Genomic DNA, 25,621 nt, shown 5'->3' with positions numbered 1-25,621 from the left:
TATCAAGGACCCGACGCAGAACATTGTGTGGGTCCCGCCGGAAGGTGGCGGCGGACCCAACTATCCGAATATGTGATTGTTCGGATTTGAGGCTTCAGGAAATGGCGCCAGTTCGTATGCTCAGAACCGGCGCCATTTTATTTGGCGATATGCGCGGCAATATGAGGCGTTGCCGTCACCACGTCGCCGTTCTGCGCGCGATGCCGCAACGCATGATCGATCAACACGAGTGCGAGAAGCGCTTCAGCGATTGGCGTCGCCCGGATGCCAACGCACGGATCGTGGCGGCCGAAGGTTTCGACCGTCGCGGAATGACCGGCTTTATCGATGGATTCGCGCGGCGTGCGGATGCTTGACGTCGGTTTGATCGCGATCGATACAGTGATGTCCTGACCGCTCGAAATACCGCCCAGCACGCCGCCGGCATTGTTCGCCGCGAACCCCTCAGGCGTCATTTCGTCGCCGTGAACCGAGCCGCGCTGCGCGACGCTCGCGAACCCCGCGCCAATTTCAACACCTTTCACCGCGTTGATGCCCATCATCGCTTTCGCGATGTCGGCGTCGAGGCGGTCGTAAAGCGGCTCGCCCAGCCCGGCCGGCACGCCCGTCGCCATCACGCCGATGCGCGCGCCGATCGAATCGCCATCCTTGCGCAGCGCGTCCATGTACTCCTCGAGGCGCGGCACGATTTCCGCGTTCGGCGCGAAAAACGGATTCTCCCGGACGTGTTCCCACGCAACGAACGGAATAGGGATTTCGCCGAGCGCGCTCATGAACCCGCGTGTTTCGATACCCATGCGCTCACGCAGCCATTTCTTTGCTACAGCACCGGCGGCCACGGTCGGCGCCGTCAACCGCGCTGATGACCGCCCACCGCCGCGATAATCGCGGATACCGTACTTCTGCCAGTAGGTGTAATCGGCATGCCCGGGACGAAACGTCTCGGCGATATTGCCGTAATCCTTGCTGCGCTGATCCGTATTCCGGATCAGCAACGCGATCGGCGTGCCGGTTGTTTTACCTTCGAACACGCCCGAGAGAATTTCGACCTGGTCGGCTTCCTGACGCTGCGTCACATGCCGCGACGTACCCGGTTTGCGTCGATCCAGTTCGATCTGGATATCCGCCTCCGAGAGTTCCATTCCCGGCGGGCAGCCGTCGATCACGCAGCCAATCGCGGGACCGTGCGACTCGCCGAAGTTCGTGACGGTGAAAAGCGTACCGAGTGTATTGCCGGACATGAGCGTCGTCCTGAAAAAAGCGAAAGAGCCAATATTATGCCAGCCGGGCGCGCTTTGAGCCCCCTTGAGCCTTCTTGAACCGGCTCTCCAGGGCTTATTTGCGGGCGCCTCGCAGTGTGGTGACCACCTCTTGCAGATGTTCCGGCGTGGCATCGGCAGGATCGATTGGCTCGCCTACCGCCAGCGTCAGGCGGCTCATCACGCCGCGTTGAACGGGACGCGGCCAGCGATTGTCGTCATGGCGTGAAAAAACGCTGCCCCAGAGACCGCGTAAAGCAATGGGTACAACCGGGGCGCAATGGCGCCGGAGAATTTCCGTGATGCCATGGCGGAACGGATTGATATCGCCGGTCCGGGTGAGCTTGCCCTCCGGGAAGATGCACACCAGATCGCCGTCGGCGAGCGCGCGGCCGCAGGCATCGTAGGCTTTTTCCAGCAGTTTTGCGTCTTCGTGAGCCGGTGCAATCGGAATGGCCTTGACGTGACGGAACAGCCAGCCGACCAGCGGCGAGCGGAAAATCCGGTGATCCATCACGAAGCGAATTGGCCGCGGACTTTCCGACATGATCACGATGGCATCGACGAAACTGACGTGATTGCAGACCAGCACAGCCGCCCCGTGCTCAGGAATGCGCTCGGCGTTCACCAGCCTGATCCGGTAGAACGTATGCACGAGAATCCAGGCAAGAAAGCGCAGCAGGAACTCGGGCACAAGCGAATAGATATACGCGGCCACCACGATATTCAGCAACGCCGTGGTGAGAAACAGTCCGGGAATACCCACGCCCGCCGACGTCAGGCCGACCGCCATCAACGCCGACACGATCATGAAAAACGAGTTGAGGATGTTGTTCGCGGCAATGATGCGCGCGCGGTGCGTCGGCTGGCTGCGCGACTGGATCAGCGCGTAGAGCGGCACGCTGTAGAAACCGCCGAACATGGCGAGCAGGAACAGGTCGGCCAGGATGCGCCAGTGCACGCCCATTTGAAGAAACTCGCCGACGCCCATCAGATGACCCGCCGGCGCGATGCGGTGACTGGCAAAAAACAGGTCAATGGCGAAAACGCTGATACCGATCGATCCGAGCGGCACGAGGCCGATTTCGACACGGCGTTTCGAGAGCTTTTCACACATCAGCGAACCGATGCCGATACCAATCGAAAACGTGCCGAGCAGCACGGTCACGACGTCCGGATTCGCCGACAGGACGTCCTTCGCGAAGTTGAAGAACGACGTGAGAAACGTCGCGCCGACAAACCACAGCCACGAAATCCCGAGCAGGCTCAGGAACACGGTCCGGTCCTGACGAGCGAGCGCGAGGTTGCGCCACGTCTCGCTGAACGGGTTCCAGTTGATCTTGAGATCGGGCTGCAGCGCCGCGGTTTTCGGTACGAAACCCGACGCGACACGCCCGATCAGCGCAACTGTCACGCAGCACACGGCAAGCAGCATGGCGCCGTGCTCGGTCAACCCGGCCGCCGCGCCGCCAATGATCGTCCCGATCAGGATGGCGACGAACGTCCCCATTTCGACCAGTCCGTTGCCACCAACAAGCTCCGACGGCTGGAGATGCTGCGGCAGATACGCGTATTTCACCGGACCAAAGATGGTCGAATGGACACCCATGAGGAACGTGCAGGCGTACAACAACGGCGCGCTGTGCAGCATGAAACCCGCGCCGCCGATCAGCATCACCACGATTTCGAACGTCTTCACGAAGCGCGTGAGCGTGGCCTTGTCGTATTTATCGGCGACCTGGCCTGATGTCGCGGAAAAAAGCACAAAGGGGATGATGAAGATGGCGGAGATCAGGAAAGCGGCGGTTTTCGGATCGACACCTGAAAAGCGGGCGGCCTGAAACGTGACCAGCGATGTAAAGCCGACCTTGAAGACGTTGTCGTTGAGCGCGCCGAGAAATTGCGTCCAGAAGAACGGCGCAAAACGACGTTCGCGCAACAGGCGAAACTGACTGTCGCCATGTTGGGCGCCGGCCTTTTTCGCTCGGGTCGATGCAGATGTTTCGCTCATGGATTATTGGAATTGGTAGCTGAGAGAGGATGGATCCGTTGAAGGTACGAAAAAAATGCGCGCCGCTCGGGCGCGCATTTTATGCGTGACGTTGTAATGCGCTTCGACCGGGTCAGCGCGAATCGCGCGACGCCCCGGTCAACGCGCTTCTTCCTGCTGCTCCGGCCAGTCACGGATATAGGCCTTGAGCATCTTGTTCTCGAAACCCTGCTCTTCCACCACGGCCTTGGCCACGTCGTAGAAAGAAATCACACCCATCAACACGTTCTTTTCCATGACCGGCAAGTAACGAACGTGATGCTCAAGCATCATGCGACGCACCTCGTTCACGTCCGTTTCCGGCGTGCACGTGATGGGGTGATCGTCCATGACCTTGCGGATAGTGGAGGTGCCCACGCTGCCGCCGTTCTCGCTCAGCGTGAGGATGATCTCGCGGAACGTGAGCATGCCGGCGAGATCGCCGTATTCGATCACCACAAGTGAACCAATGTCGTGTGACGCCATTGTGTTGATTGCTTCGTGCAGCGGCGTATCGGGTGTTACCGTGAAGAGCGCGTTGCCCTTGACGTTCAAAATGTCGCTGACTCGCATGATTGTCTCCTCGCGAAAAGCCTGAATATCTGTCGATCCTAGCGGAAAGGCAGTTAAAAAGAAAGCGCGCAAGAACCCCGTGTTTTGTCTGCAAAAGCACGCGGGGCGGGCTTTTGCACCGGGTCGGAGCATACCGCGCCAAGGCTGCCCTTGCGCGGCACGGTGCCGCATCGGGCAAACGCCGGCGCTGGCGTCTACCCCAAGTTTATCGGGCCACACCCGATGTTACGATAATTGACTCTTTTCCCATGGTAGCCCGTCCACGATGCCCGCCAACCGCTTCGACACGCTCGTGCTGCACGCCGGCGCAGCGCCCGACCCTGCCACCGGCGCCCGCGCCACGCCGATCTACCAGACCACGTCGTTCTCGTTTCGCGACACCGACCACGCTGCGTCGCTCTTCAACATGGAGCGCTCAGGACACGTTTATTCACGTATTTCGAACCCGACCGTCGCCGTATTCGAGGAGCGCGTAGCCGCGCTGGAAGGCGGTGCGGGGGCAATTGGCACGGCCAGCGGGCAGGCCGCGCTGCATCTGGCGATCGCTACGCTGATGGGCGCGGGTTCGCACGTGGTCGCGTCAAGCGCGCTGTACGGCGGCTCGCACAACCTGCTGCATTACACGATGCGGCGCTTCGGGATCGACACCACGTTCGTGCCGCCGCACGATCCCGACGCTTGGCGCGCTGCCATCCGGCCCAACACGCGGCTGCTGTTCGGGGAAACGCTGGGGAACCCCGGTCTCGACGTGCTCGATATTGAGACGATTGCCGGGATCGCGCATTCGAACCACCTGCCATTGCTGGTGGATTCGACCTTCACCACACCCTATTTGCTGCGCCCCTTTGATCATGGCGCCGACTTCGTCTACCACTCGGCGACCAAATTCCTGGGTGGCCACGGCACGACGATTGGCGGCGTGCTGGTGGACGGCGGCACGTTCGACTTCGCCGTCACGGATCTTTTCCCCGAGTTCACCGAACCCTACGACGGTTTTCACGGCATGGTCTTCGCCGAAGAAAGCACCGTTGCGCCGTTCCTGCTGCGCGCCCGCCGCGAAGGGTTGCGTGACTTCGGAGCCTGCCTGCATCCGCAAGCTGCATGGCAACTCCTGCAGGGTATTGAAACCTTGCCGTTGCGGATGGACCGGCACGTCGCCAACACACGCAAGGTGGTTGAATTCCTGCTCGCTCACCCTGCCGTGGAAGGCGTGGCTTATCCGGAACTCGAGAGCCATCGCGACTACGCGCTCGCTCAGCGCCTGCTGCCGCGTGGCGCGGGCGCCGTATTCAGCTTCGACCTGCGTGGCGACGTAGCGGCAGCGCGGCGCTTCATTGAAGCGTTGACGCTGTTCTCGCACCTTGCGAACGTTGGCGATGCGCGCTCGCTCGTCATCCACCCCGCTTCAACCACCCATTTCCGCATGGATGCCGCGGCCCTCGCCGCAGCGGGCATTGCGCCGGGACGTATCCGGCTGTCGATCGGCCTGGAAGATCCTGACGACCTCATCGATGACCTCAAACGCGGCCTCAAGGCGTCGCAGAAGGCTTCGTCAAGCGCTGCGCGCAGCAGCGACGGGAGCCGCGCATGATGCTCGAAGTCGAGGGCGCTTCAGCCTACACCTACACCGGCGGCCACCCGTTCGAGCCGGATCGTCCGGTAGCCGTGTTCGTGCATGGAGCCAAGCACGATCACAGTGTCTGGGCTCTGCAGACACGCTACTTTGCCCATCACGGCCTGAACGTGCTTGCCGTCGACCTTCCCGGTCACAACCGCAGCGCAGGCCCGGCGCGGCGAAGCATTGCAGCGCTCGCGGACTGGCTTGTCGCTGTGCTGGATGCCGCCAAGGTCAAGGAAGCCATGCTGATCGGCCATAGCATGGGCTCTCTGATAGCGCTCGATTGCGCCGCGCGCTATCCGTTACGCGTCACACGTCTTGCGCTGCTCGCCACTGCCTTTCCGATGACCGTCTCCGACGCCCTTCTCGATGCCGCGCTCAATCGCGAACCCGAGGCCATCGACATGGTCAACCAGTGGTCGCACTCGTCAATCGCCGCCAAGCCGTCGTGCCCCGCGCCGGGCTTCTGGCTGCATGGCGCCAACCAGCGCCTGATGGAGCGCGTGGCCGCACTTGGCGAGCCCCATCTCTTCCATACCGATTTCAGCGCCTGCAACGCATATGCGGACGGACTTGAACGGGCGGCGGCGCTACGTTGCCCGGTACAGATCATTACGGGCCGCCTTGATGCCATGACGCCGCCCCGCGCCAGTCGCGCGCTGACCGATGCGATGAAGCAAGCGGATGTCTCTGTCGAAACAGTCATGCTGGACGCCGGGCATGCACTGATGAGCGAGCAACCCGATGCGACCCTCGCCGCGTTATTCAGTTTCGCGACGCGGCCGGTTTAGGTGACGGATCGCTTTGCGGTACATGCGGTACATGAACCAAGCTCATCAACCAAGCTTACCCGCCCTCTCCTCACTCCGCTATTAGCCGGATGGGAGGGGCTGTCCAGCTGTTTCCGGATCAGAAGTAAACGCAGTTGCACAGCGGGCTCAATCGCCGGAGAATGAATGCTGCCGAGCCAATGCTGCAACCTGCTCGAAGGAGACTGTCATGGCCCAAACCACGCATTCCGATCACTTCGCGAGCTTCGCCGAGTTCTATCCTTACTACCTCGAAGAGCACCGTAACGTGGTGTCACGCCGGCTGCACTTCATCGGTTCGCTGGGCGTAATTGGCTGTCTTGCAATGGCTATCGCCACCGGCGACTGGCTCTGGCTTCCCGCTGCGGTTATTTGCGGCTACGGCTTCGCCTGGGTCGGCCATTTCTTCTTCGAGAAAAACCGCCCGGCGACCTTTCGCCATCCGCTCTACAGCCTGATGGGCGACTGGGTCATGTTCAAGGACATCTGCATCGGCAGGATTTCGCTTTAACGCGCTTCGGGACGCCAGGCGCTTCAGGCGGGTTGATGTGGCATGGACGTCACCCCTTGCGCCGCGCGAGCACCTTCCTGGCGAGAGGCCGCGCGCGCCGCCAGCAGCGTAGCCAGCGTGACTTCGAGTTTCTCGTTGCTCAGCGCGTTCATCAATGCGGCACGGTCAATGTGCGAGGAATCGAGGCGTAACTGATAATCCAGCTCTTCGCGCTCGATCACGAACAAATCGAAGAGGCTCGACACTGTGATCTGTTGCGGATTGGCGATCAGCACATAGCGCGGCACCCTGAGATTCTCCAGCCTCGCAATCCATTCCAGAGAGTCGAGCTTGCGAACCAGGCGCATGGAGGTATCCATGTCACACCGCAGCATCCGTGCAAGCTCGAGGCCGGTGTAACCCGGCAACCCGGCTTCACGCGCCTCCGCAAGTCGAGCGAGCAATTCGAGAGCATCGAGCAGATCGCTCCCCGGAAAATCGTTTCGATGAAACTGGCCGATCCGGATTGCCGGCAACGCCGACGTGAGCATCGCGCCGATGAGCGTGATCATCCAACACAAATAGACCCATAAGAGGAACACGGGCAACGCCGCAAATGCACCGTACACAGCGGTGTATGTCGGAATACGCCGCACGTAATAACCGAAACCGCGCTTCGCCAGTTCGAACGCGATAGCCGCGACGAGTCCGCCAACCAGTGCATCGCGCCACTCGACTTTGCAGTTTGGCAGGAACACATAGAGCATCGAGAACGCAAGCACCGTGAACGGCAGCGATGCGCTGGCCAGCGTCCACTCGACCACCGGCGGCAGGAGATTATGTGAGCCGGCAAATGCAACGGACTGTGCAAACAGGTACGACGAGATCGACAAGCTCACGCCGAACAGAATAGGACCGAGCGTGATGATGGCCCAATACACCAGGACGCGTTGAGCGAACGGCCGCGATTTGCGCACGCGCCAGATCACGTTGAACGCGGATTCGACCGTCATCATGGTCATCACCGACGTGACGAACAAGATGATCATGCCGACCGTGGTCAGCCCCTTCGCCTTCGACGCAAACTGGTTCAGGTACTTGAATATCTGGCTGTTGATCTGCGAGGGCATCAGGTGCGCGGCCAGAAAATCCTGTAACGACATCTGGAACGAAGCGAAGATGGGAAACGCCGTGAAGAGCGCGAACGCAACCGTCGCAAGCGGCACGAGCGACAGCACGGTGGTAAATGTCAGGCTGCCGGCCACCTGAGGCACGCGATCCTCGCCCGTACGACGTGCAACGAAGCTGGCAAGCCGCTTCGCTGTGTCGAGATCGATGGGAAACTTCAGCAAGAATCTCTCTCCTTGAAACACTGCAACAGATCCGCGGCGCGGCTTGAATGGCGGGCTGAAGCATGCCGAACGCACGCCGAAATACACCCCAAAACCCCCGCCCACGTACCCGATCCTTATAATACCCGTTCACCGAAAAGGCTCATGAACGACATTCTCGTGCTCTACTACAGCCGCAACGGCGCCACCCGCGCACTCGCCCAGGCGATTGCTCAAGGCGTCGACAGCGTACCCGGCATGCAGGCGCGCGTGCGCACCGTGCCTCCTGTATCCACTGTTTGCGAAGCCACGCAGCCGGATATTCCCGCCGACGGCCCGCCCTATGCCGAAGTGCGCGACCTGGAAGAATGCGCCGGGCTAGCGCTCGGGTCGCCCACGCGGTTCGGCAACATGGCGGCCCCGCTGAAATACTTCCTCGACGGCACCTCGCCCCAATGGCTGTCCGGCGCGCTGGCAGGCAAACCCGCCAGCGTCTTCACCTCCACGGGCAGCCTGCATGGCGGACAGGAAACCACCCTGCTTTCCATGATGCTGCCCTTGCTTCACCACGGCATGCTGATCGTAGGCATTCCGTACACCGAGACGAAGCTGACCACCACGCAAACCGGAGGCACGCCTTATGGAGCGTCCCATTTCGCGCGTGCTGAAACGGCCGACATCGGCATCTCCGCCGATGAGAAAGCATTAGCCATGGCGCTCGGCGCACGTCTGGCCAAGACGGCGCTCACGCTTCAGCGCGGCGCCTGATTGATGACCACCACCCCCGTCATGGAAGCAGCCGGCACGCAAGCGGGCTTTGCGCGAGGCGCACTGTTCAGCCTGATTGCGCTGATTGCGTTGTCGCTTGCGTGGGAGCTTTGGCTCGCGCCGCTGCGCCCGGGCGGCTCCGCGCTTGCGCTCAAGGCCGTCCCGCTGCTGTTCTCGCTGCGCGGCACGTTCCGTCGCAACGTGTACACGCTGCAATGGGCATCAATGCTCGTGCTGCTGTACTTTGCCGAAGGCATTGTGCGCGGCATGACCGACGGCGGATTGTCAGCGCGCCTTGGCTGGCTCGAAGCGCTGCTTGCCCTTGCGTTCTTCGTCTGCGCGCTTGGCTTTGTCGCACCGTTCAAACGCGCTGCACGCGCCGCTAAGCGAGCGAAGGCCGCTGCAGCGGCGACCACTTCAGCGCCAGACTCAACGCCCGGCGGCAATCATTTGTAGCACGGAATAGTCAGCGTCAACGAGACCTATGCCATCAGGCCAGGGTTCGCCCGGTTCAACCTTGCGCGATACTGTGTCATCCGTCGCCCACGCCACCGCCATTGAAACTCATGACCGCATCCGACCGTTCACGTTACTTCGTTGAAGCCTGCATCGAGGCGATCGGCGCCGCCCATGTGCTGACAGACGCCCATGACACCGCGCCGTTTCTCACGGACTGGCGCAAGCGCTATCACGGCCAGACATGCGCCGTACTGCTTCCCGGCACTACCGAACAGGTCGCGAAGATGGTGCAACTCGCCCGGGAACATCGGGTCCCTATCGTGCCGCAGGGCGGCAACACGGGCCATTCCGGCGGGGCAACGCCAGACGCCAGCGGCACGCAGGTGGTCATCAGCCTGCGCAGGCTGAACCGGATTCGCGACATCGATCCGCTCAACAACACCATCACGGTGGAAGCCGGCGTGATCCTCGCCGATATCCAGGCACGCGCCGAAGAGGAACAGCGGCTCTTTGCGCTCAGCCTCGCGGCCGAGGGCAGTTGCACGATCGGCGGCAATCTTTCAACTAACGCCGGCGGTACCGCCGTTCTGCGATATGGCAACACGCGCGAACTGTGCCTCGGGCTGGAAGTGGTCACTCCGCAAGGTGAAATTTGGGACGGTTTGCGCGGGCTGCGCAAGGACAACACCGGCTACGACCTGCGCGACCTGTACATCGGAGCGGAAGGAACGCTCGGCATCATCACCGCCGCCGTGATGAAACTGCATCCGGCGCCGGTCGCGCGCGTGACGGCGCTCGCGGCCCTCGCCTCACCGCAGGCCGCGCTCGATTTCCTTGCTACCGCACAGCGTTACGCAGGGCCGTTGCTGACCGGCTTCGAACTGATGTCGGATTTTTCGCTTCATCTCGTGACCACGCATTTCCCGCAGATGCGTTACCCCTTCAGCGAAAAACACGGCCAGACCGTGCTGCTCGAATTGTCGGATAGCGAGAGCGAAGAGCACGGCCGCGGGTTGTTCGAACGGCTGATGGAACATGCAATAGAGCAAGGACTGGTCGAGGATGCAGTCGTTGCGGAGAGCTTGTCGCAGTCGCGGGCGTTCTGGAATCTGCGCGAACATATCCCGCTCGCTCAGGCCGTGGAAGGACTCAATATCAAGCACGATATCGCGGTGCCCATTTCCCGCGTCGGGCATTTCATCGAAGCAACCGACGCGCTCATGGCCCGGGCCATTCCAGGCGTACGCATGGTGACCTTCGGCCATCTTGGCGATGGCAATCTGCATTACAACGTGCAGGCGCCGGAAGGCGTAGATCCAGAACGCTTCCTGGCGGAATTCCAGGCACCGGTCAACGCGCTGGTCTACGAAAGCGCGCACGCACATCGCGGCAGTATCAGCGCCGAGCACGGCTTAGGGCAATTGAAGGTGGACGAAGCAATGCACTACAAGTCACCGGTGGAAATACGGCTCATGCGCGCACTCAAGACAGCATTCGACCCCGAGAACCTGATGAATCCGGCCAAGGTCCTGCCGGACATGCGTGCACCGGGTGCGTCGCACGCGTCGTCGTAAATGTACGTAGTAGCGTTGAGGAGATAAGTGCCGTGAAGATTCGCGTTCTGTCCGACCTGCATCTCGAACACGACGAGCCGCTCGCCATTCCCTACGCAGAGGCGGATCTCGTCGTGCTGGCGGGCGACATCCACAATCATGCGGAGGGTCTGCGCTGGGCGGCTGAAAACTTCGGTTCGCAGGTACCCGTTGTTTATGTGCCAGGCAACCACGAGTATTACGACGGCGAATTCGGTGCGCTCGAAAGCGCAATGCAGGACGCCGCGCGCAGCTTGCCCAATGTGCATTTCCTGAACAACACCACCCTCACCGACCGCTACGGCAAATGGCGCGTGCTCGGCACTACTTTGTGGACGGATTTCGCGCTGTTCGGCGCTGGCGATGAGGCAATGCGCGAGTCCATCGAAGCGGCCGAGCGTGTGATGCTCGACTTCCGCGGCGTGATCCAGGTTGCATGGCCGGAGCCCGAAGACGAACCGCGCTCGTTTAGTCCCGGAGACTCACTGGCGCTGCATGAGCAGGCTCGGGCATGGCTGGAAGATGAGCTGGCAAAGCCCTTCGACGGCAAGACGATTGTTGTGACCCATCACGCGCCGCTCAGACAAAGTCTGGCTGAAAAGTTTGCGACGGACCGGGCATCGGCGGGTTTTGTGAGCGATCTGCCCTCGCTCGTGCGTGCACCGGTTGCGCTGTGGGTTCACGGCCACACGCATACCGCGTTCGACTACGTTGCAGAGGGAACGCGCGTGATCTGTAATCCGCGCGGGTATCGCGACCGGCGCACGGGTGCGCCTGAAAATCCGTCGTTCGAATGGGACAAAGTGGTTGAGATCTGAGCGGCCAGGCGCAATGAATCTCTAAAACGCGTTTCCGGTATGGGTACGCAGCGGTAGCGTACTGCCGAAAAGAACACTAACCGGTCATGACGCAAACAACCGGCCTATCAGCGTTATGGGTAAAAAGGGTAAAAACACCCGTTCCAGGCCAAGAAATCTCAGGCGCCGGAGGGGGTTCAGAATCGGTTCAGATGCGGTTTACCCGGCGCAGGGTTAAAACCCACTGCGCCAACTGCAAAAAACAGAAAGACCGATAAATCGGTCTTTTTTTGCTCAACGATCCGACGAATCGCGCGATTGACGGTTTTTACGCTCGTCGATACGGATCGGGATCAGGCGCGCGCGTTTTGCATTCTCGCGGGCCGTACGCAGCAGTTCGCGGGTGGCGGGCACGGCGATCAGAGCCAGCAGTACGTAGATGGCGATCATCAGCGGCGTATTCATAACTTCCTCGGATATTGTCAAATCGGTAAAAGTGAATCGGTGAAGCTAAAGCGCAAACTACAAGCTATCAACATGCGGCCGAAATAACTGTAAGCAAGTGTTGCGTCGCGGCAAATGACAGAAAACGCTATCAGCTTATCCTCATTCTCCTGCTCACAAGCTTACGACGCCACAAATTCCTGCAGTGATTTTTCATCGGCGGCGAGTGCGGCAGGCAACTCAGCCCGCAAATACTCCACCCATGTCCGGATTTTCGCATCCAGGTACTGACGCGACGGATACAGCGCAAACACATTGAGCATCTGCATGGTGTACTGCGGCAAAACGCGCACCAAGGTCCCTGCACGCAATGCAGGCAACGCTGACGACGTGGGCAATATCCCCACGCCCATGCCTTCGCTGATTGCCACGGCCATGGCCTCAGCCACATTCACCGTGAAGGTCGCCGGTCCAAGCGTGACGGTTTCCTGCCCGTTCGGGCCGTCAAAGGTCCATTTGTTCGGAGGAAACGCAGGCGTTATGAGTTGCAAGCACGTATGCCGCACCAGATCCGACAAGACATGCGGCACGCCGTGCTCCTGAATATAAGCAGGCGACGCGCAGGCAATGCTGAAGGCGGTTCCCAGGCGTTGGGAAACCAGCCCTGAATCGGGCAGTTCGGTGCCAAGCACCATGGACACGTCAAAACCTTCATCCAGCAGGTCCGGCACACGCTGCGCAAGCGTCAGGTCGATCTGAACCGACGGATGCAGCCTCTGGTAGCTCGAAATCATCGGCACGATGTAATGCTGGCCGATCCCCGCCATGGTGTGCATCTTGAGCTTGCCGGACGGGCGCGCGTGAGCGTCACCGGCTTCGGCTTCGGCCTGATCCACGTACGCCAGGATTTGCTCGCAACGCTGCAGATAGCGCTCGCCCGCCTCGGTCAGCGCGATCCGGCGCGTGGTCCGGTTGAGCAAGCGAGTGCGCAAATGTGCTTCGAGATCGGAGACGGCGCGCGATGCATAGGCCGTGGTCGTGTTCAGGTGCTGAGCCGCGGCGGTGAAGCTGCCGGCTTCAACAACCCGCGAAAACACGCGCATGTTTTGAAGCGTATCCATGAGCCTTGAGTCTCGTTCGAGTAATGCCGCAGTGTTGCCGCATTGTTTCGTTATGGGCAACGGTGATTACCTCATAACCGGTAACAATGCTTTGCATTTTTACCGGTTACTCGCCAATCAGGGCAAAAATATAATTCTGGTCTGTGTCTCAAACCATTTTGAGAAATAATTTTGCTAGTTCGCACGATCAGAAAGACCATCATTCCGATGGTTCTTACATTTATTTTAACAATAGCAGGCTGCGCGAGCACTAAAAACGTCGGTCCCGAAGATACTCTCAAGGACGCGTCTTCGCTCGATGCCGGCGCGACGCTGCGCGCGGCTAACGCCGACGCTGCCTGGCCGGCGTCCACATGGTGGCGCGCCTACAACGATCCGCAGCTCGATGCGTGGGTCGCACGTGCGCAGGCCGGGAATCCGACGCTGGCGCTGGCCGCCGCGCGAGTACGCGAAGCCCGTTCGATGGCCGGGGTAGCGCAAGCTGCCCTCGCGCCTCAAGTCGATGGATCGCTGGCGATCAATCGCCAGCAGTGGCCGGAAAACGGCTACTACGGCCCTGGCACGTTCAACAACGTCAACACCTGGGACAACACAGGCGCGCTCCAACTTTCGTACAACCTCGACCTCTGGGGCCGCGACGGCAACGCGGCGAAACGCGCGCTGGACGCCACTCACGCCCGCGCCGCCGATGCCCGCGCCGCGCAACTCGAACTCGAAGCGAACGTGGTGCGCGGGTACATTGGTTTATCGCAGGGATTTGCGTTGCGCGACATCGCCCAATCCACGCTCGAACAGCAGCAGAAAATCGCGGCGCGGGCGCGTCGGCGGCTGCAAGGCGGGATCGGCACGCAGCTTGAAGTCGCCCAGGCGGAAGCGTCGTTGCCGGACTACGAGCGTCAGGTGGAGACCTACGAGGAAGCCATCGCGCTCTCCCGCAACCAGCTTGCGGCGCTTGCCGGCGCGGGGCCGGGAGCAGGTGATTCGATCACGCGTCCCGTGCTGTCGCTGGCAACGCCGCTTGGCTTGCCGTCGGCCTTGCCTGCTGAACTGATTGGACGTCGCCCGGATGTGGTGGCGGCACGCTGGACGGTCGCGGCTCAGGCGCGCGGTATCGATGTCGCCAAGGCGCAGTTCTATCCGAACATCAACTTGATGGCGTCGCTTACGCAAATGTCCGCGGGCGGCGCGCTGCTGACGTTCCTTAGCGGCAACGGCAGCGGCTGGACTGCGGGACCTGCGCTGACACTGCCCATTTTCGAAGGCGGCCGGCTGCGCTCGCAACTTGGGGCGGCGTCGGCGCAATACGACCAGGCTATCGATTACTACAACGCAACGCTCGTTGCGGCGTTGCGCGATGTCGCCGATCAGGTCGTGCGGCTCCAGTCGCTCGATCGCCAGCTCGACGCGTCGGGCCGTTCGGTCGCGGCTGCGCAGAAGAGTTATCGGCTGGCTGACGAGGGGTATAAGCGCGGCTTGACCGATTACCTGAACGTGCTGGTCGCACAGACGCAATTGCTGCGCGCTCAGGACGGCGAGGCGCGGGTTCGTGCTGAACGGCTCGCGGTGTATGCGACGTTCTCGGCGGCGCTGGGTGGCGGCATCGACAGTTCCACCGACAGCCCCGCGGACACGCAGATGAAACCCGCGAAACATATCGGGCCGTTCGCGGAGCACAAAGACGCGTCGGCCGGCAACCGGAGCGAGTGAGCATGTCGACGCCCTCCTCCACTCTGAACCGTCCTCATCCGCTGCTCGCAGACTGGGCGGCTACCGACGGCCTCGCGTGGGTCTACATCTTCAAGACGATACTGGCAGCGTTCCTCGCGCTGTGGATCGCGATGCGTCTGGACCTGCCGCAACCCCGCACCGCGATGACGACGGTGTTTATCGTGATGCAGCCGCAAAGCGGCATGGTGCTGGCGAAAAGCTTTTACCGGTTCTGCGGGACGCTCGTCGGCCTTGTAGTGATGCTCGCGCTGATCAGCCTGTTCTCGCAGCAACCGGTTATGTTCTTGTCGGCGACAGCGCTGTGGGTCGGTATCTGCACGGCGGGCGCGGCGCGTAACCGCAACTTCCGTTCGTACGGTTTCGTGCTGTCGGGTTATACGGCCGCGCTCATTGGGATTCCGGCCGCGCAGCATGCGGACGCCGCCTTTCTATCCGCGATGACGCGCGTAGCCGAGGTATCGTTAGGGATCCTGTGTTCGGGTACGGTCGGTGCGCTCGTGTTTCCACGCCTTGCCGGCGCACAGGTCCGGGCCACCGTGCGGCGGCGTTTCACCGCGTTCGTGGATTACGTGTCGAACGTGTTGGGCGGGGGTATCGAACGCTCGCAGATCGAGCGCATCAACGCGGCGTTCGTCGCGGACGTCGTCGGGCTCGAGGCTGCACGCAGCGTGGCCGTATTCGAAGATCCCGACACGCGCATGCGCAGCGGCCGGGTCGCGCGGCTGAACGGCGAGTTCATGAGCGTATCCACGCGCTTTCACGCCCTGCATCAGTTGATGAACCGGCTGCGCGTCAACGGCGCATCCACGACGGTCGACGCGCTGGAACCGTATTTCCGCGAAGTCGCGCCCTTGCTGAGCGCAGCGGGCGCGCCGGTGGAGAAAGCCGCCGATGCCGCCCACGCCGCCGCGCAACTCGACACATTCAAAGCCGCGCTGCCCAAGCGTATCCGCGCAACGCGGCGCGCGCTCGATCCGGCAATCGACCTGCTCGAATTCGATACCGCTGCGGAACTGCTGTATCGCTTCGTGGACGACCTGCATGCCTACACGCTGACTTATGCGTCGCTGGCGGTGCCCTCGCACGAACGCGAGCACCGCATCACGCGTTATGTCCCGAAGACCAGCCTGCTGGCGGCCGGCATTTCCGGCCTGCGCGCGTTCGTCGTGATCCTGGTCCTGAGCGGCTTCTGGATCATGTCGGCATGGCCTAGCGGCGGCACGGCCGTGCTCGACGCGGCAGCGGTGATTGCCCTTGCGTCGTCATCGCCGCGTCCTACGCAAATGGCCTTCCAGATGGCGGCAGGCACCGCCCTCGCGACTCTCGCGGGCATGATCGTGGTGTTTGCGCTGTATCCGCGTATCGATGGTTTTTTGCTGCTGTCGGCTGCGCTCCTGCCGTTCCTGATGCTTGGCGTTTATATCAGCACGCGGCCCGGCATGACGGGCGTTGGCGTCGGTTACTGCATCTTCTTCTGCTTCCTCGCCGGTCCCGACAATGTCATTCAGTACGACCCGTCAGGCTTTATCAACGACGCCATTGCGCTCGTCCTTTCCATGCTTGTCTGTTCAATGGCCTTTGCGGTGCTGCTGCCCACCGACGCGCCTTGGCTGCGCCGTCTGCTGATGCTTGAACTGCGGCGGCAAGTGGTAACGGCGAGCAAGGGCAGCCTGACCCGGCTTGCCATGCGTTTCGAAAGCGGTACACGCGACCTGCTTTCGCAGATCGATGCGCTCGCGGCCGGTCGGGAGGATCTGCAACGCGAAGCATTGCGCTGGCTGTTCGCGGTGCTTGAAGTAGGTCACGCGGTGATTGATCTGCGCACCGAGCTGAGCCGCTCTGGCACAACGGCAGACACGACAACGCGAGCGTCCATCATGCAGGCGCTGCACCAGGTAGCACGTCTCTTCGATCGCCCCACCCCTCGACGTTTCGACGCGGCGTTGTCAGCGACCACGCTGGCTATCGACGATCTGCGGGCGCAGCTCGATACGGTGCACGAGCGTTGCGAAGAACGCCATCGCCTGCAACGCATGTCGAGTCATCTGCATTTTATTCGTACGGCGTTGCTTGATCCGCAATCGCCGTTAGGCCATCTCGGCCAGAGTGAACTCCCGCCCCAAGGAGCGCCCCATGCCGCGTGATATCGCCATTCTCGATGCCTATGTTCCAACGATCCTGCTGCTGTTTATCGCGGGTGGCTTGCTGACCTGGTTCATCGACCGGCTGCTGGCACTGACGGGGTTGTATCGCGTGGTGTGGCATCCGTCGCTCTTTCGCGCGTGTCTGCTCGTGTGTAGCTGCGGCCTGCTCGGGCTTGCGGTGTATCGCTGAATATTGTTGAAGGACTAAAACCGCATCATGATCATCAGGAAAATTTTCGGCATCTTCATGACCGCGCTCATCTTCTGCGCGGCCATCTTGATCGGACGCGTGCTGTGGGTGCATTACATGGACCAGCCGTGGACCCGCGACGGCCGCGTGCGCGCCGACGTCATCAACGTCGCGCCCGATGTCTCGGGCGCGGTCGTGACCATGCCGGTCGCCGATAACCAGTTCGTGCACAAAGGCGATCTGCTGATGGAGATCGATCCGTCGCATTACAGGATTGCCGTCGAACAGGCGCAGGCCACCGTTGCCGCACGCCAGGCGGATTTGCGCATGCGTCGCGACGACGCCGCGCGCCGGGCCGATCTGGACAATGAGGTGGTATCGAAGGAATCACGCGATAACGCCAGCCAGGCCGCATCCGGCGCCGCCGCGAACTTGCAGCAGGCGCAGGCAGCGCTCGACGCCGCCGAACTCAACCTGGCGCGCACCAAGGTGTTTGCGCCGGTGGACGGCTACGTGACGAACCTGAACGTGCATCGCGGCGACTATGCGACGACGGGCTCGGCAAAGCTCGCTATCGTCGATAGTCATTCATTCTGGGTCTACGGATATTTCGAGGAAACGAAGCTGCCGCGTGTGCGTATTGGCGACAAGGCCGAGATGCAGCTGATGAGCGGCGGCGTGTTGAAGGGCCATGTGCAGAGTATTTCGCGCGGTATCTATGACCGCGATAATCCGCAAAGCCGCGAACTGCTCGCCGATGTAAACCCCACGTTCAACTGGGTCCGGCTCGCGCAGCGCGTGCCGGTGCGGATTCATATCGACGAGGTTCCGGCGGACGTTGTCCTGGCCGCGGGGACAACGTGCACGGTGGTCGTGGAGCCTACCGGCAAGCCAAGCAATTCATAGCGAGTTGAACGTTTCCTCAGTCGTATCAATGACCATGAGCCCTGCTCTCAAGCCCGGCTTCACAGTCGGGTTCGGAAACACGATACGCTCCTCGTCGCGCAGCACTTCATACTTGTAATCGCCATCCTCAGCGAGCACGGTGCCGCGCGCAAACGGCGTGAAGTTCGCTACATCACCGGCTACGTGGAGCTTGAACTGCTCGCTCTGTTTATCGATTTGTCCGACGACCGTGAATACCTTCAGCGTATTGTTCGGCGCTGCTGGCGCAAGCCCCGCGATCAGCCGCCGTAACGCAGCGTCGGACGCAACGAAGCGGGACAGATCGTTGTGCCCGAACGCGCGCACCTTGCCAAGCTCCAGCGTGCACGCGAGCGCGCCTGATTGCTCCGCCGTGAAATGCGTGAACGTGTTCGACTTCTCCTTGTGCAGCAACACCGCCGACAACCCTGCGTCCCGCAACCAGTCGAACATCACGCGTGACAGCGGCGCGCCCGTGTACGGCAACAACGCAAACTGCTCGAACACTGACGGGCGGATGGCCGTGTGCATGTCGATGTGCCACTTCGCGTGAGTCGAGTCGGTATCGGCATCGGCATCGGCATCGGCAAAAAACGCCCGCGTCACGTTCTCCAGTTCCGCCGCACGCGGCGATTCATGACTCTCCGCGAGTTGAAGATAGCGCCCGTTGAACAGCCGGTTGAGATCGTCATCGCGATACCGGCTGGCCGCACGCATTGCGTCGATGTTGCCAAAAATAACCAGCACGCGGCTCTTCAACGCCGCCTTGCCGCTCGCGATATCTGCGACAAGCATCGACAGCATTTCGATCGGAGCGGTTTCATCGCCGTGAATCCCGGCCGATGCCACCACGCTTTGCAGCACCGCACCTTCAGGCTCAAAACGAACGATGCCATCGCCGAGCCACGTCCACTTCACGCCACTCGGCAACCGGCCTTCCGTCAGCGCGGGCTTTTTTCCATCGAGTACAAAGTCGAGAAAGTTCGCGAACATGGCCGGCTCAACGCTGGAAGTCATAGATGGCGCCCAGCTTCAGAATGCCGGTCAACGCGTCAAGCGCCGCACGTGATTCATCGAGCAGTTTCAGGTCGGCGAGGTCCCCGGGTGCAATGCGGTCGCGATAGTGCGTGTCGATCCAGGCATCGAGTTGCACGAACAACGTGTCGTTCATCCACACGCCCGGATTCACGGCAACGCGCTCCGCATCGTTCAACACCACGCGCAGGCGCAGGCAAGCGGGACCGCCGCCGTTCTTCATGCTTTCCCGAAGATCGAAGACGAGGACGTCGTCAATGGACGTGCTACGTGCCTGCAACGAATCGAGGTACCTGGCGACACGTGCGTTCTCCCGGCACTCCTGCGGCACGACCAGCACCTGCCGGCCGTCGGGCCGTGTCAACAACTGGCTGTTGAACAGATACGACGATACAGCGTCGGCTACGCTGACTTCGTCTTCCGGCACTTCGATAGCGGTGAACGCGCCGCCATGCGTTTCAAGTTTCGCGCGAAGCTGGTCGTACACGCTGGCCTGATCCAGGAACGCGCGTTGATGGCAAAACAGCGTGTTACGGTTGCCCACGGCAATCACGTCGTTATGAAACACGCCTGCATCGATCACGTCGGGGAGCTGTTGCGCGAAGACAGTGGCATCGTCGGAAAGGCCATGAAGACGCGCAACCGCGCGGCTTGCTTCCAGCGTCTGACGTGCTGGAAAGCGCTTCGGTTCAGCCGAACCCTGACCGTATTCGCTGCGTCCATAGACAAAAAACTCCACGCCCTTCTCGCCGTACTCATTGCAAAAACGCGTGTGGTTGGCCGCGCCTTCATCGCCCAGTGCGGGCGTACCCGGCAGCGCGTGATGAATCCTGAAATGCTTCTCGTCGGAGAAAATGGCCGAGAGCGAACGGCGCGTTTCTTCATGCTCGATCGCACGATGCAACTTCGTGCTGAGATTGGCCGGTGTGAAATGCACGCGGTTGTCATTGGTATCCGCCGATGGGCTAACCGTCGCTGCGTTCGCGGTCCACATCGCCGAAGCGGAACTCGCAGCAGCCAGCAATTCCGGCGCTTCTCGCGCAGCGCGTTCGACTACCGTAGCGTCGTCGCCGGTGAAACCAAGGCTGCGCAGCAACTTGAGCGAGGGCCGCTCCAGCGGCGGCAGCACGCCCTGGTGGAATCCAAGGTCGGCCAGCTGCTTCATCTTGCGCAGGCCCTGCTTCGCCGCGGCCTTCGGATTGGCGGCCGACTTCTCGTTGTTGCGCGACGCGACATTGCCGAACGACAGCCCCGCGTAGTTATGCGTCGGGCCGACCAGCCCGTCGAAGTTCGCTTCGAATGCTTGCATCGTGGTTCCTCAGAACTGAAGGCCGGGCGAGACGCTCGCGGGCATGTGCAACTGGGTGCTTTCGACCGATGCCATAGGATACGAGCAATAATCGGCTGCGTAAAATGCGCTCGGCCGCTGGTTGCCCGAGCGTCCGATACCACCGAACGGCGCCGCCGATGACGCGCCGTTCGTCGGCCGGTTCCAGTTCACAATGCCGGCGCGAATCGTGTGCTGGAAATGGGTCCACGCGGCTTCGTCGTCGGCCAGCAAGCCCGCGGACAAACCAAACGCGGTGTCGTTGGCGCGCTCTATCGCCTGGTCAAAGCTGCTGTAGCGCGTGAGTTGCAGCATCGGGCCGAAATGTTCTTCGTCGGGGACGTTGCGTGCATTCGTCACGTCGATGATCGCCGGCGTAACGAACCCAAGGTGTGCCGAACGTTGTGTCATTTGAAGCAAGGGCTTGCCGCCCGCTTCGATCAACTGCGTCTGCGCCCGCACCAGCTTCGCGGCGGCGCGCGCCGAGATCACGGCGCCCATGAACGGTTGCGGGTCGGCGTCGAAGACGCCGGTTTTTATCTTCGAGGTCACGTCGATCAAGCGCGTGGTGAACTGTTCGCCGAATGCGTTATCCGGAACGAACAACCGGCGGGCGCACGTGCAGCGCTGCCCTGCCGACAAATACGCCGACTGGATCGTGTGATGCACGGCGGCATCAATATCCGCGACCTCAGCCACGACGAGCGGATTGTTGCCGCCCATTTCAAGCGCGAGCACGATCTCCGGACGACCGCCGAATTGCCGGTGCAGCAACGTGCCGGTATCCGAGCTGCCGGTAAAGAACAAACCGTCGATCTGCCGATGATTCGCTAGCGCAATGCCGGTGTCCTTCTCGCCTTGCACGAGATTCAACACGCCGGCAGGCAAGCCGGCGTGCGCCCACAAATCCACCGTCAGCGCAGCCACGGCCGGCGCGAATTCCGATGGCTTGAACACAACCGTATTACCCGCGATCAACGCCGGAACAATATGCCCGTTCGGCAAATGTCCGGGGAAGTTATACGGCCCGAACACGGCCACGACGCCATGCGGACGATGCCGAAGTACCGCTATGCCATCGGCCATTTCCTGGCGCTTCTCGCCGGTGCGTTCATGGTATGACTTGACGGAGATGTCGACTTTGGCGGCCATTGTCGCGACTTCGGTCCGCGCTTCCCACAACGGCTTGCCGGTCTCGAGACCAATAGTGTGAGCCAGCGTTTCCTTGTGCTCGGTCAGCAGCGCCGCGAAACGCCGCGTGATCGCAATGCGTTCGTCGAGCGTCAACGCGGACCACGCAGCGAACGCGCGTCGCGCTGACAGCACGGCCTGGTCAACGTCCTGAGCCGCTGCGCTCGCCCCTTCCCACACCACGTTGCCGTTGCCCGGATTGCGCGATGCGAACGGTGCGCCGGTGCCCTCGCTCCACGTTCCGTCGATAAACAATTGAGTCGAAATCTTCGTCATGTTCGTTATCCTTAACTTGCGTTCCTGGCGCGTGGTTGCGATGCCAGCACACGCACCGTATCACCGGCTTGTACGCGCAGCGCCGCGGCTTCTTCCGGGGTCAGCAGAAAGAAACCGTCTTCGGGCACGCCGAAGGTTGCGCCACAGCGGAAGTCGTCAAGCGATGTATTCGATACCAGGCTGCGAGCCTCGCCGTGCCCGGCACGCTCACCCACGCGCACCGTCACCAGCACGCTCTCGCGCACCGTACGCAGGTCGGCTACGTGACATTCGAGGACGGGACCGGCATCGAAGATATCGACATGATTTTCGTAGCGCAGACCTTCAGTTTCGAGCATCTTGCGCGCGGGCATGGTGTCGCGATGCGTCAACCCGACCGCCGCTTGCGCGTCTTCCGGCAGCATCGCGAGATAGACCGGATACCGCGGCATCAACTCGGCGAGGAACGACTTCTTGCCGTGCGAGCTGAGATAGTCGGCGGCGTTGAAATCGATCTGGTAAAAGTGCGATCCGACCGCCTGCCAGAATGGCGACGCGCCGCTTTCATCGAAGTGACCGCGCAGTTCAGCACACAGGCGTTCCGGGAAACGCTCGCGGAATTGCGCGATAAACATGAAGCGCGAACGTGACAGCAAACCGCCCACGCCCGCCGTGCGATATCGCGGGCTCAGGAACAGCGAGCAGACTTCCGCGTAACCTGTCAGATCGTGCGAGATGTTGAGCAGCGACATCTTGGTCCACACGCCGAGATCCCGGCTGGCATGCACGACTGTCGAAACCCGATAGTTATAAAACGGCTGCTCCAGCCCGACCTCGGTTTCAATACCGCACACACCGGCAATATCGCCTGTCGCGGTGTCTTCCATCGCGAACAGATACCCTGCTTCGAACGCTTCAGCTTCATCGGCGAGGGTGCGTCGTGCCCGTTCAACACGCGCGGTCAGCGCATCGCGATCCGGCTTGAAGGTGGTGAGTCCCGGTCCGGTCTCGTGCGCGAGCGCGACGAGCGCGTCGACATCTCCAGGCTGCACGCAGCGGACAACGATCATTGCAATTCTCCCGAAGCCTGATGAAGCGGCACACAACGCACCGTATCGGAATCTTTCACGCTTAAAACCTTGCAGAGTTCCGCGGACAGCGGTGCACCGGTCGCGCGCGAGGAAGGCAGATTGACTAAAGCGCATCGAAACGCGTGCGCGCCGCCCGCTGCAATCAGGTACGGCGTACCCGACGTGCCCGTGTCATCCTGCGCGGTCCGCACGGCGCGAACTTCGTTCGCCAGCACGGACGCACTGCGATCCACCGCGACGGTCAGGACCGGACCGGCATCGAAGATATCGACGAAACGATCCGGCTCGAAACCTTCTTCAAGGTGGATGTCATACGCGAGCAACGCACCGTCGTCCGGCTCGCCCAGCACTCTTTGCGCTTCAGGCGGCAACAGCGGCACGTAGAGCGGATAACTCGGCATCACCTCTGCAATAAACGTACGGCTCCGGCCGCCCGATTCCAGCTCGACCTGCTCAAAGTCGCGGCCGAAGAACTTGCGCCCGACCGCTTCCCAGAACGGCGATACACCCGCTTCGTCGGTGACGCCGAGCATCAGCGAGAAGACGTCGTCGGAGAAACGCTTGCGGTTCGCGGCCACGTACATCATGCGGGCACGCGAGAGCAGATGCGCGGCAGCATCGTGCGTGGCTTCGCGCACCGATGGGTCAATGTAGAAACCCGTCAGGCGGCTCTTGCCCGTGAGTTCATGCGACATGGTGAGCGCGTGGATCTTGCGGTTCACCTTGAGTTCACGCGACGCGTGAATCAGTGCGTCATTGCGGAACGCGTAGAACGGCTCGGAATATCCCGCCGACGCGACAATACTCGACGTGCCAAGCAGCTCGCCCGTCGCCGTTTCCTCGAGCACGAACAGATAAAACTCCTCGCCCGGAAACTCGACTTCCGCGCGAAACGAGTCTTCGGAGAGCGCAACGCGCGTTTCCAGCACATGACGGTCACGCGGCAGCGAATGCAGCACCGGATGCGCGGCATTCGCCATCCGTTCGAGCGCGTCGAGATCGGCGAGTCTTGCGGGGCGGACGATTAACATCGGCGGTTCCGTTGGTTTAGAGAAGATGCCGAAGTGCGCACGTTCAATGCGCCACGTCGGCGATAGCCTTTTCGATGCGCGCGAAACCTTCGTCGAGATCGGCCATCGGCATGATCAGGGACGGTGCGAAACGCAGCACGTTTGGCCCCGCAATCAGCATGATCACACCGTGTTTCGCGGCGGCGTTGAGCACGTCCTTCGCGCGGTCCTTGTAGGCATCGGCGAGTTCGGCGCCGATCAGGAGACCCTTGCCGCGAATCTCCTTGAACACGGAGAAACGCTCATCGATTCGCTTCAGATGCGCCTTGATCGCAACGCTGCGCTGCTGCACGCCTTCGAGCACGGCAGGGTCGCTGATCAATTCAACCACCTTGTCCGCAATAGCCGCGCCCAGCGGATTGCCGCCGTATGTCGTGCCGTGCACGCCGACCTTGAAATGCGCGGCGATCTTGTCCGTGGTCAGCATCGCGCCGATCGGGAAGCCGTTGCCAAGCGCCTTCGCGGTCGTGAGGATGTCCGGCGTCACGCCGTAGCCCATGTACGCGTAGAACGAGCCGGTACGGCCCACGCCCGTTTGTACCTCGTCAAAAATCAGCAGTGCGCCGTGCTGGTCGCAGGCTTCGCGCAGACCCTGGAGGAACGCGGGATCGGCGGGCAACACGCCGCCTTCGCCCTGCACCGGCTCGACAATCACCGCGCAGGTTTGCGGACCAATTGCAGCACGGGCGGCGGCCAGGTCGTTATAGGGAAGATGCGTGATGCCTTGCGGCGTCGGGCCGAAGCCTTCGGCATATTTCGGCTGGCCGCCCACGCTGACGGTGAACAGCGTCCGGCCGTGGAACGACTGCGTGAACGAAATGATTTCGACTTTCTGCGGACCGGTGTTGTCGATAGCGTAACGGCGCGCGAGTTTCAGCGCGGCTTCGTTCGCTTCGGCGCCGGAATTCGCGAAGAACGCGCGGTCGGCGAAGGTGAGATTGGTCAAGCGAGTTGCAAGCCGCAGCACGGGCTCGTTGGTATAGCCGTTGCCGATATGCCAGAGCTTCTGGCCTTGATCGTGGAGCACTTTCAGCAGTTCGGGATGCGCATGACCCAGCGCCGTCACCGCGATACCGCCGGCGAAATCGACATAGTCACGGCCTTCCGTATCCCACACGCGCGAACCGAGTCCGCGATCCGGCACGAAATTCGCCGGGGAGAAAAGAGGCACCATCACTTCGTCGAACGTACCGCGCGTTACCTTGAGATCCGTCATGAATCGCTCCTTTGCCTGTTCGGGTAGTCAGCTTATGTTCCAGCTTATGTTCCAGACTTACACATCGTTATCAGATGGTAGGCGCGCGCGGGCGCCGCGTCTTGCGGGAACGCGACAAGGTTTCATGGTATTCCAGGGCATTTACGTTTGTAAGTCAGTC

General features: G+C 61.5%; 24 protein-coding genes. 12 read left to right on the top strand and 12 right to left on the bottom strand.

Going from position 1 to position 25,621, the window contains the following annotated elements; genetic code table 11:
- The coding region (locus AWB69_RS50950; protein ID WP_156529089.1) for a 4Fe-4S dicluster domain-containing protein at nucleotides 1-76 on the top strand (76 nt) is incomplete at its 5' end.
- A 61-nt stretch (nucleotides 77-137) separates the two neighbouring features.
- On the opposite strand, the gene aroC is transcribed toward AWB69_RS50950, so the two are convergent.
- The 3 genes from aroC to AWB69_RS36610 all read right to left on the bottom strand — a co-directional run bounded on the left by aroC (nucleotide 138) and on the right by AWB69_RS36610 (nucleotide 3,861).
- Nucleotides 138-1,241: a chorismate synthase gene (aroC, locus tag AWB69_RS36620; protein ID WP_062091671.1), complete on the bottom strand. Its 1,104-nt coding sequence runs from the start codon at nucleotides 1,239-1,241 to the stop codon at nucleotides 138-140.
- A 94-nt stretch (nucleotides 1,242-1,335) separates the two neighbouring features.
- Nucleotides 1,336-3,270 carry an MFS transporter gene (locus tag AWB69_RS36615; protein WP_062091670.1) on the bottom strand — a complete coding sequence of 645 codons (1,935 nt, stop codon included), beginning with the start codon at nucleotides 3,268-3,270 and terminating at the stop codon, nucleotides 1,336-1,338.
- 138 nt (nucleotides 3,271-3,408) lie between these two features.
- A complete protein-coding gene (locus AWB69_RS36610; RefSeq protein WP_031359018.1) occupies nucleotides 3,409-3,861 on the bottom strand; it encodes a CBS domain-containing protein in 453 nt (150 codons plus the stop codon).
- 265 nt (nucleotides 3,862-4,126) lie between these two features.
- On the opposite strand from AWB69_RS36610, the gene AWB69_RS36605 reads away from it, so the two are divergent.
- The 3 genes from AWB69_RS36605 (at nucleotide 4,127) to AWB69_RS36595 (ending at nucleotide 6,799) form a co-directional block, all read left to right on the top strand.
- Nucleotides 4,127-5,452 carry an O-acetylhomoserine aminocarboxypropyltransferase gene (locus AWB69_RS36605; RefSeq protein ID WP_062091669.1) on the top strand — a complete coding sequence of 442 codons (1,326 nt, stop codon included), beginning with the start codon at nucleotides 4,127-4,129 and terminating at the stop codon, nucleotides 5,450-5,452.
- Nucleotides 5,449-6,270, top strand: a complete 822-nt coding sequence (locus AWB69_RS36600) for an alpha/beta fold hydrolase (RefSeq protein ID WP_062091668.1) — start codon at nucleotides 5,449-5,451, stop codon at nucleotides 6,268-6,270. The genes AWB69_RS36605 and AWB69_RS36600 overlap by 4 nt, the downstream gene beginning before the upstream one ends.
- Nucleotides 6,271-6,478: 208 nt before the next feature.
- Nucleotides 6,479-6,799, top strand: a complete 321-nt coding sequence (locus tag AWB69_RS36595) for an Mpo1-like protein (RefSeq protein ID WP_062091667.1) — start codon at nucleotides 6,479-6,481, stop codon at nucleotides 6,797-6,799.
- 23 nt (nucleotides 6,800-6,822) lie between these two features.
- Here AWB69_RS36595 and AWB69_RS36590 read toward each other — a convergent pair whose 3' ends face one another.
- Entirely contained in the window at nucleotides 6,823-8,130 is a 1,308-nt protein-coding gene (locus AWB69_RS36590; RefSeq protein WP_062091674.1) for a YihY family inner membrane protein, read from the bottom strand.
- A 144-nt stretch (nucleotides 8,131-8,274) separates the two neighbouring features.
- On the opposite strand from AWB69_RS36590, the gene wrbA reads away from it, so the two are divergent.
- From wrbA to AWB69_RS36570, 4 genes are all read left to right on the top strand, one after another.
- Nucleotides 8,275-8,877, top strand: coding sequence for an NAD(P)H:quinone oxidoreductase (gene wrbA, locus AWB69_RS36585; protein ID WP_062091666.1), 603 nt, complete (start codon nucleotides 8,275-8,277; stop codon nucleotides 8,875-8,877).
- 3 nt (nucleotides 8,878-8,880) lie between these two features.
- A complete protein-coding gene (locus tag AWB69_RS36580; protein WP_231937352.1) occupies nucleotides 8,881-9,333 on the top strand; it encodes a DUF2069 domain-containing protein in 453 nt (150 codons plus the stop codon).
- A 110-nt stretch (nucleotides 9,334-9,443) separates the two neighbouring features.
- A complete protein-coding gene (locus AWB69_RS36575) occupies nucleotides 9,444-10,910 on the top strand; it encodes an FAD-binding oxidoreductase (protein WP_062091665.1) in 1,467 nt (488 codons plus the stop codon).
- Between the two features lie 32 nt (nucleotides 10,911-10,942).
- Complete coding sequence (locus AWB69_RS36570) at nucleotides 10,943-11,746, top strand: metallophosphoesterase (RefSeq protein ID WP_062091664.1); 804 nt, start codon at nucleotides 10,943-10,945, stop codon at nucleotides 11,744-11,746.
- Nucleotides 11,747-12,019: 273 nt separating this feature from the next.
- Here the strand turns inward: AWB69_RS36570 and AWB69_RS48220 are convergent, their stop codons facing one another.
- Together AWB69_RS48220 and AWB69_RS36565 are read right to left on the bottom strand one after the other, a co-directional pair.
- Nucleotides 12,020-12,190, bottom strand: coding sequence for a hypothetical protein (locus tag AWB69_RS48220; RefSeq protein ID WP_156529088.1), 171 nt, complete (start codon nucleotides 12,188-12,190; stop codon nucleotides 12,020-12,022).
- 161 nt (nucleotides 12,191-12,351) lie between these two features.
- Nucleotides 12,352-13,290, bottom strand: a complete 939-nt coding sequence (locus AWB69_RS36565; protein WP_062091663.1) for a LysR family transcriptional regulator — start codon at nucleotides 13,288-13,290, stop codon at nucleotides 12,352-12,354.
- Nucleotides 13,291-13,497: 207 nt separating this feature from the next.
- Between AWB69_RS36565 and AWB69_RS36560 the strand changes: the two genes are divergently transcribed.
- The 4 genes from AWB69_RS36560 to AWB69_RS36545 are packed head-to-tail and all read left to right on the top strand — an operon-like array spanning nucleotide 13,498 to nucleotide 18,258.
- A complete protein-coding gene (locus AWB69_RS36560) occupies nucleotides 13,498-14,997 on the top strand; it encodes an efflux transporter outer membrane subunit (RefSeq protein WP_062091662.1) in 1,500 nt (499 codons plus the stop codon).
- Nucleotides 14,998-14,999: 2 nt separating this feature from the next.
- Nucleotides 15,000-17,162: an FUSC family protein gene (locus tag AWB69_RS36555; protein ID WP_062091661.1), complete on the top strand. Its 2,163-nt coding sequence runs from the start codon at nucleotides 15,000-15,002 to the stop codon at nucleotides 17,160-17,162.
- Nucleotides 17,152-17,352, top strand: a complete 201-nt coding sequence (locus AWB69_RS36550; RefSeq protein ID WP_031359030.1) for a DUF1656 domain-containing protein — start codon at nucleotides 17,152-17,154, stop codon at nucleotides 17,350-17,352. The genes AWB69_RS36555 and AWB69_RS36550 overlap by 11 nt, the downstream gene beginning before the upstream one ends.
- Nucleotides 17,353-17,379: 27 nt before the next feature.
- Nucleotides 17,380-18,258: an efflux RND transporter periplasmic adaptor subunit gene (locus AWB69_RS36545; protein WP_062091660.1), complete on the top strand. Its 879-nt coding sequence runs from the start codon at nucleotides 17,380-17,382 to the stop codon at nucleotides 18,256-18,258.
- Here AWB69_RS36545 and astE read toward each other — a convergent pair.
- From astE to AWB69_RS36515, 6 genes are read right to left on the bottom strand one after another with little or no spacing between them, the layout of a single operon-like run.
- Nucleotides 18,253-19,293, bottom strand: a complete 1,041-nt coding sequence (gene astE / locus AWB69_RS36540; RefSeq protein WP_062091659.1) for a succinylglutamate desuccinylase — start codon at nucleotides 19,291-19,293, stop codon at nucleotides 18,253-18,255. The two genes, AWB69_RS36545 and astE, sit on opposite strands and share 6 nt — an antisense overlap.
- Entirely contained in the window at nucleotides 19,277-20,620 is a 1,344-nt protein-coding gene (gene astB, locus AWB69_RS36535; RefSeq protein ID WP_062091658.1) for an N-succinylarginine dihydrolase, read from the bottom strand. Before astB ends, astE begins: the two co-directional genes overlap by 17 nt.
- Nucleotides 20,621-20,629: 9 nt before the next feature.
- Nucleotides 20,630-22,105, bottom strand: a complete 1,476-nt coding sequence (astD, locus tag AWB69_RS36530; protein ID WP_062091657.1) for a succinylglutamate-semialdehyde dehydrogenase — start codon at nucleotides 22,103-22,105, stop codon at nucleotides 20,630-20,632.
- 11 nt (nucleotides 22,106-22,116) lie between these two features.
- A complete protein-coding gene (gene astA / locus AWB69_RS36525; protein WP_062091656.1) occupies nucleotides 22,117-23,154 on the bottom strand; it encodes an arginine N-succinyltransferase in 1,038 nt (345 codons plus the stop codon).
- Nucleotides 23,151-24,206 carry an arginine/ornithine succinyltransferase subunit alpha gene (gene aruF, locus AWB69_RS36520; RefSeq protein ID WP_062091655.1) on the bottom strand — a complete coding sequence of 352 codons (1,056 nt, stop codon included), beginning with the start codon at nucleotides 24,204-24,206 and terminating at the stop codon, nucleotides 23,151-23,153. The genes astA and aruF overlap by 4 nt, the downstream gene beginning before the upstream one ends.
- 43 nt (nucleotides 24,207-24,249) lie before the next feature.
- Nucleotides 24,250-25,461, bottom strand: coding sequence for an aspartate aminotransferase family protein (locus AWB69_RS36515; protein ID WP_062091654.1), 1,212 nt, complete (start codon nucleotides 25,459-25,461; stop codon nucleotides 24,250-24,252).
- Between the last annotated feature and the right edge of the window lie 160 nt (nucleotides 25,462-25,621).

The sequence above is a fragment of the Caballeronia udeis genome, from assembly GCF_001544555.2.
Taxonomy (GTDB): Bacteria; Pseudomonadota; Gammaproteobacteria; order Burkholderiales; family Burkholderiaceae; genus Caballeronia; species Caballeronia udeis.
The sequence above is the reverse complement of the archived record's forward strand: the minus strand, read 5'-3'. Positions and strand labels throughout refer to the sequence as shown.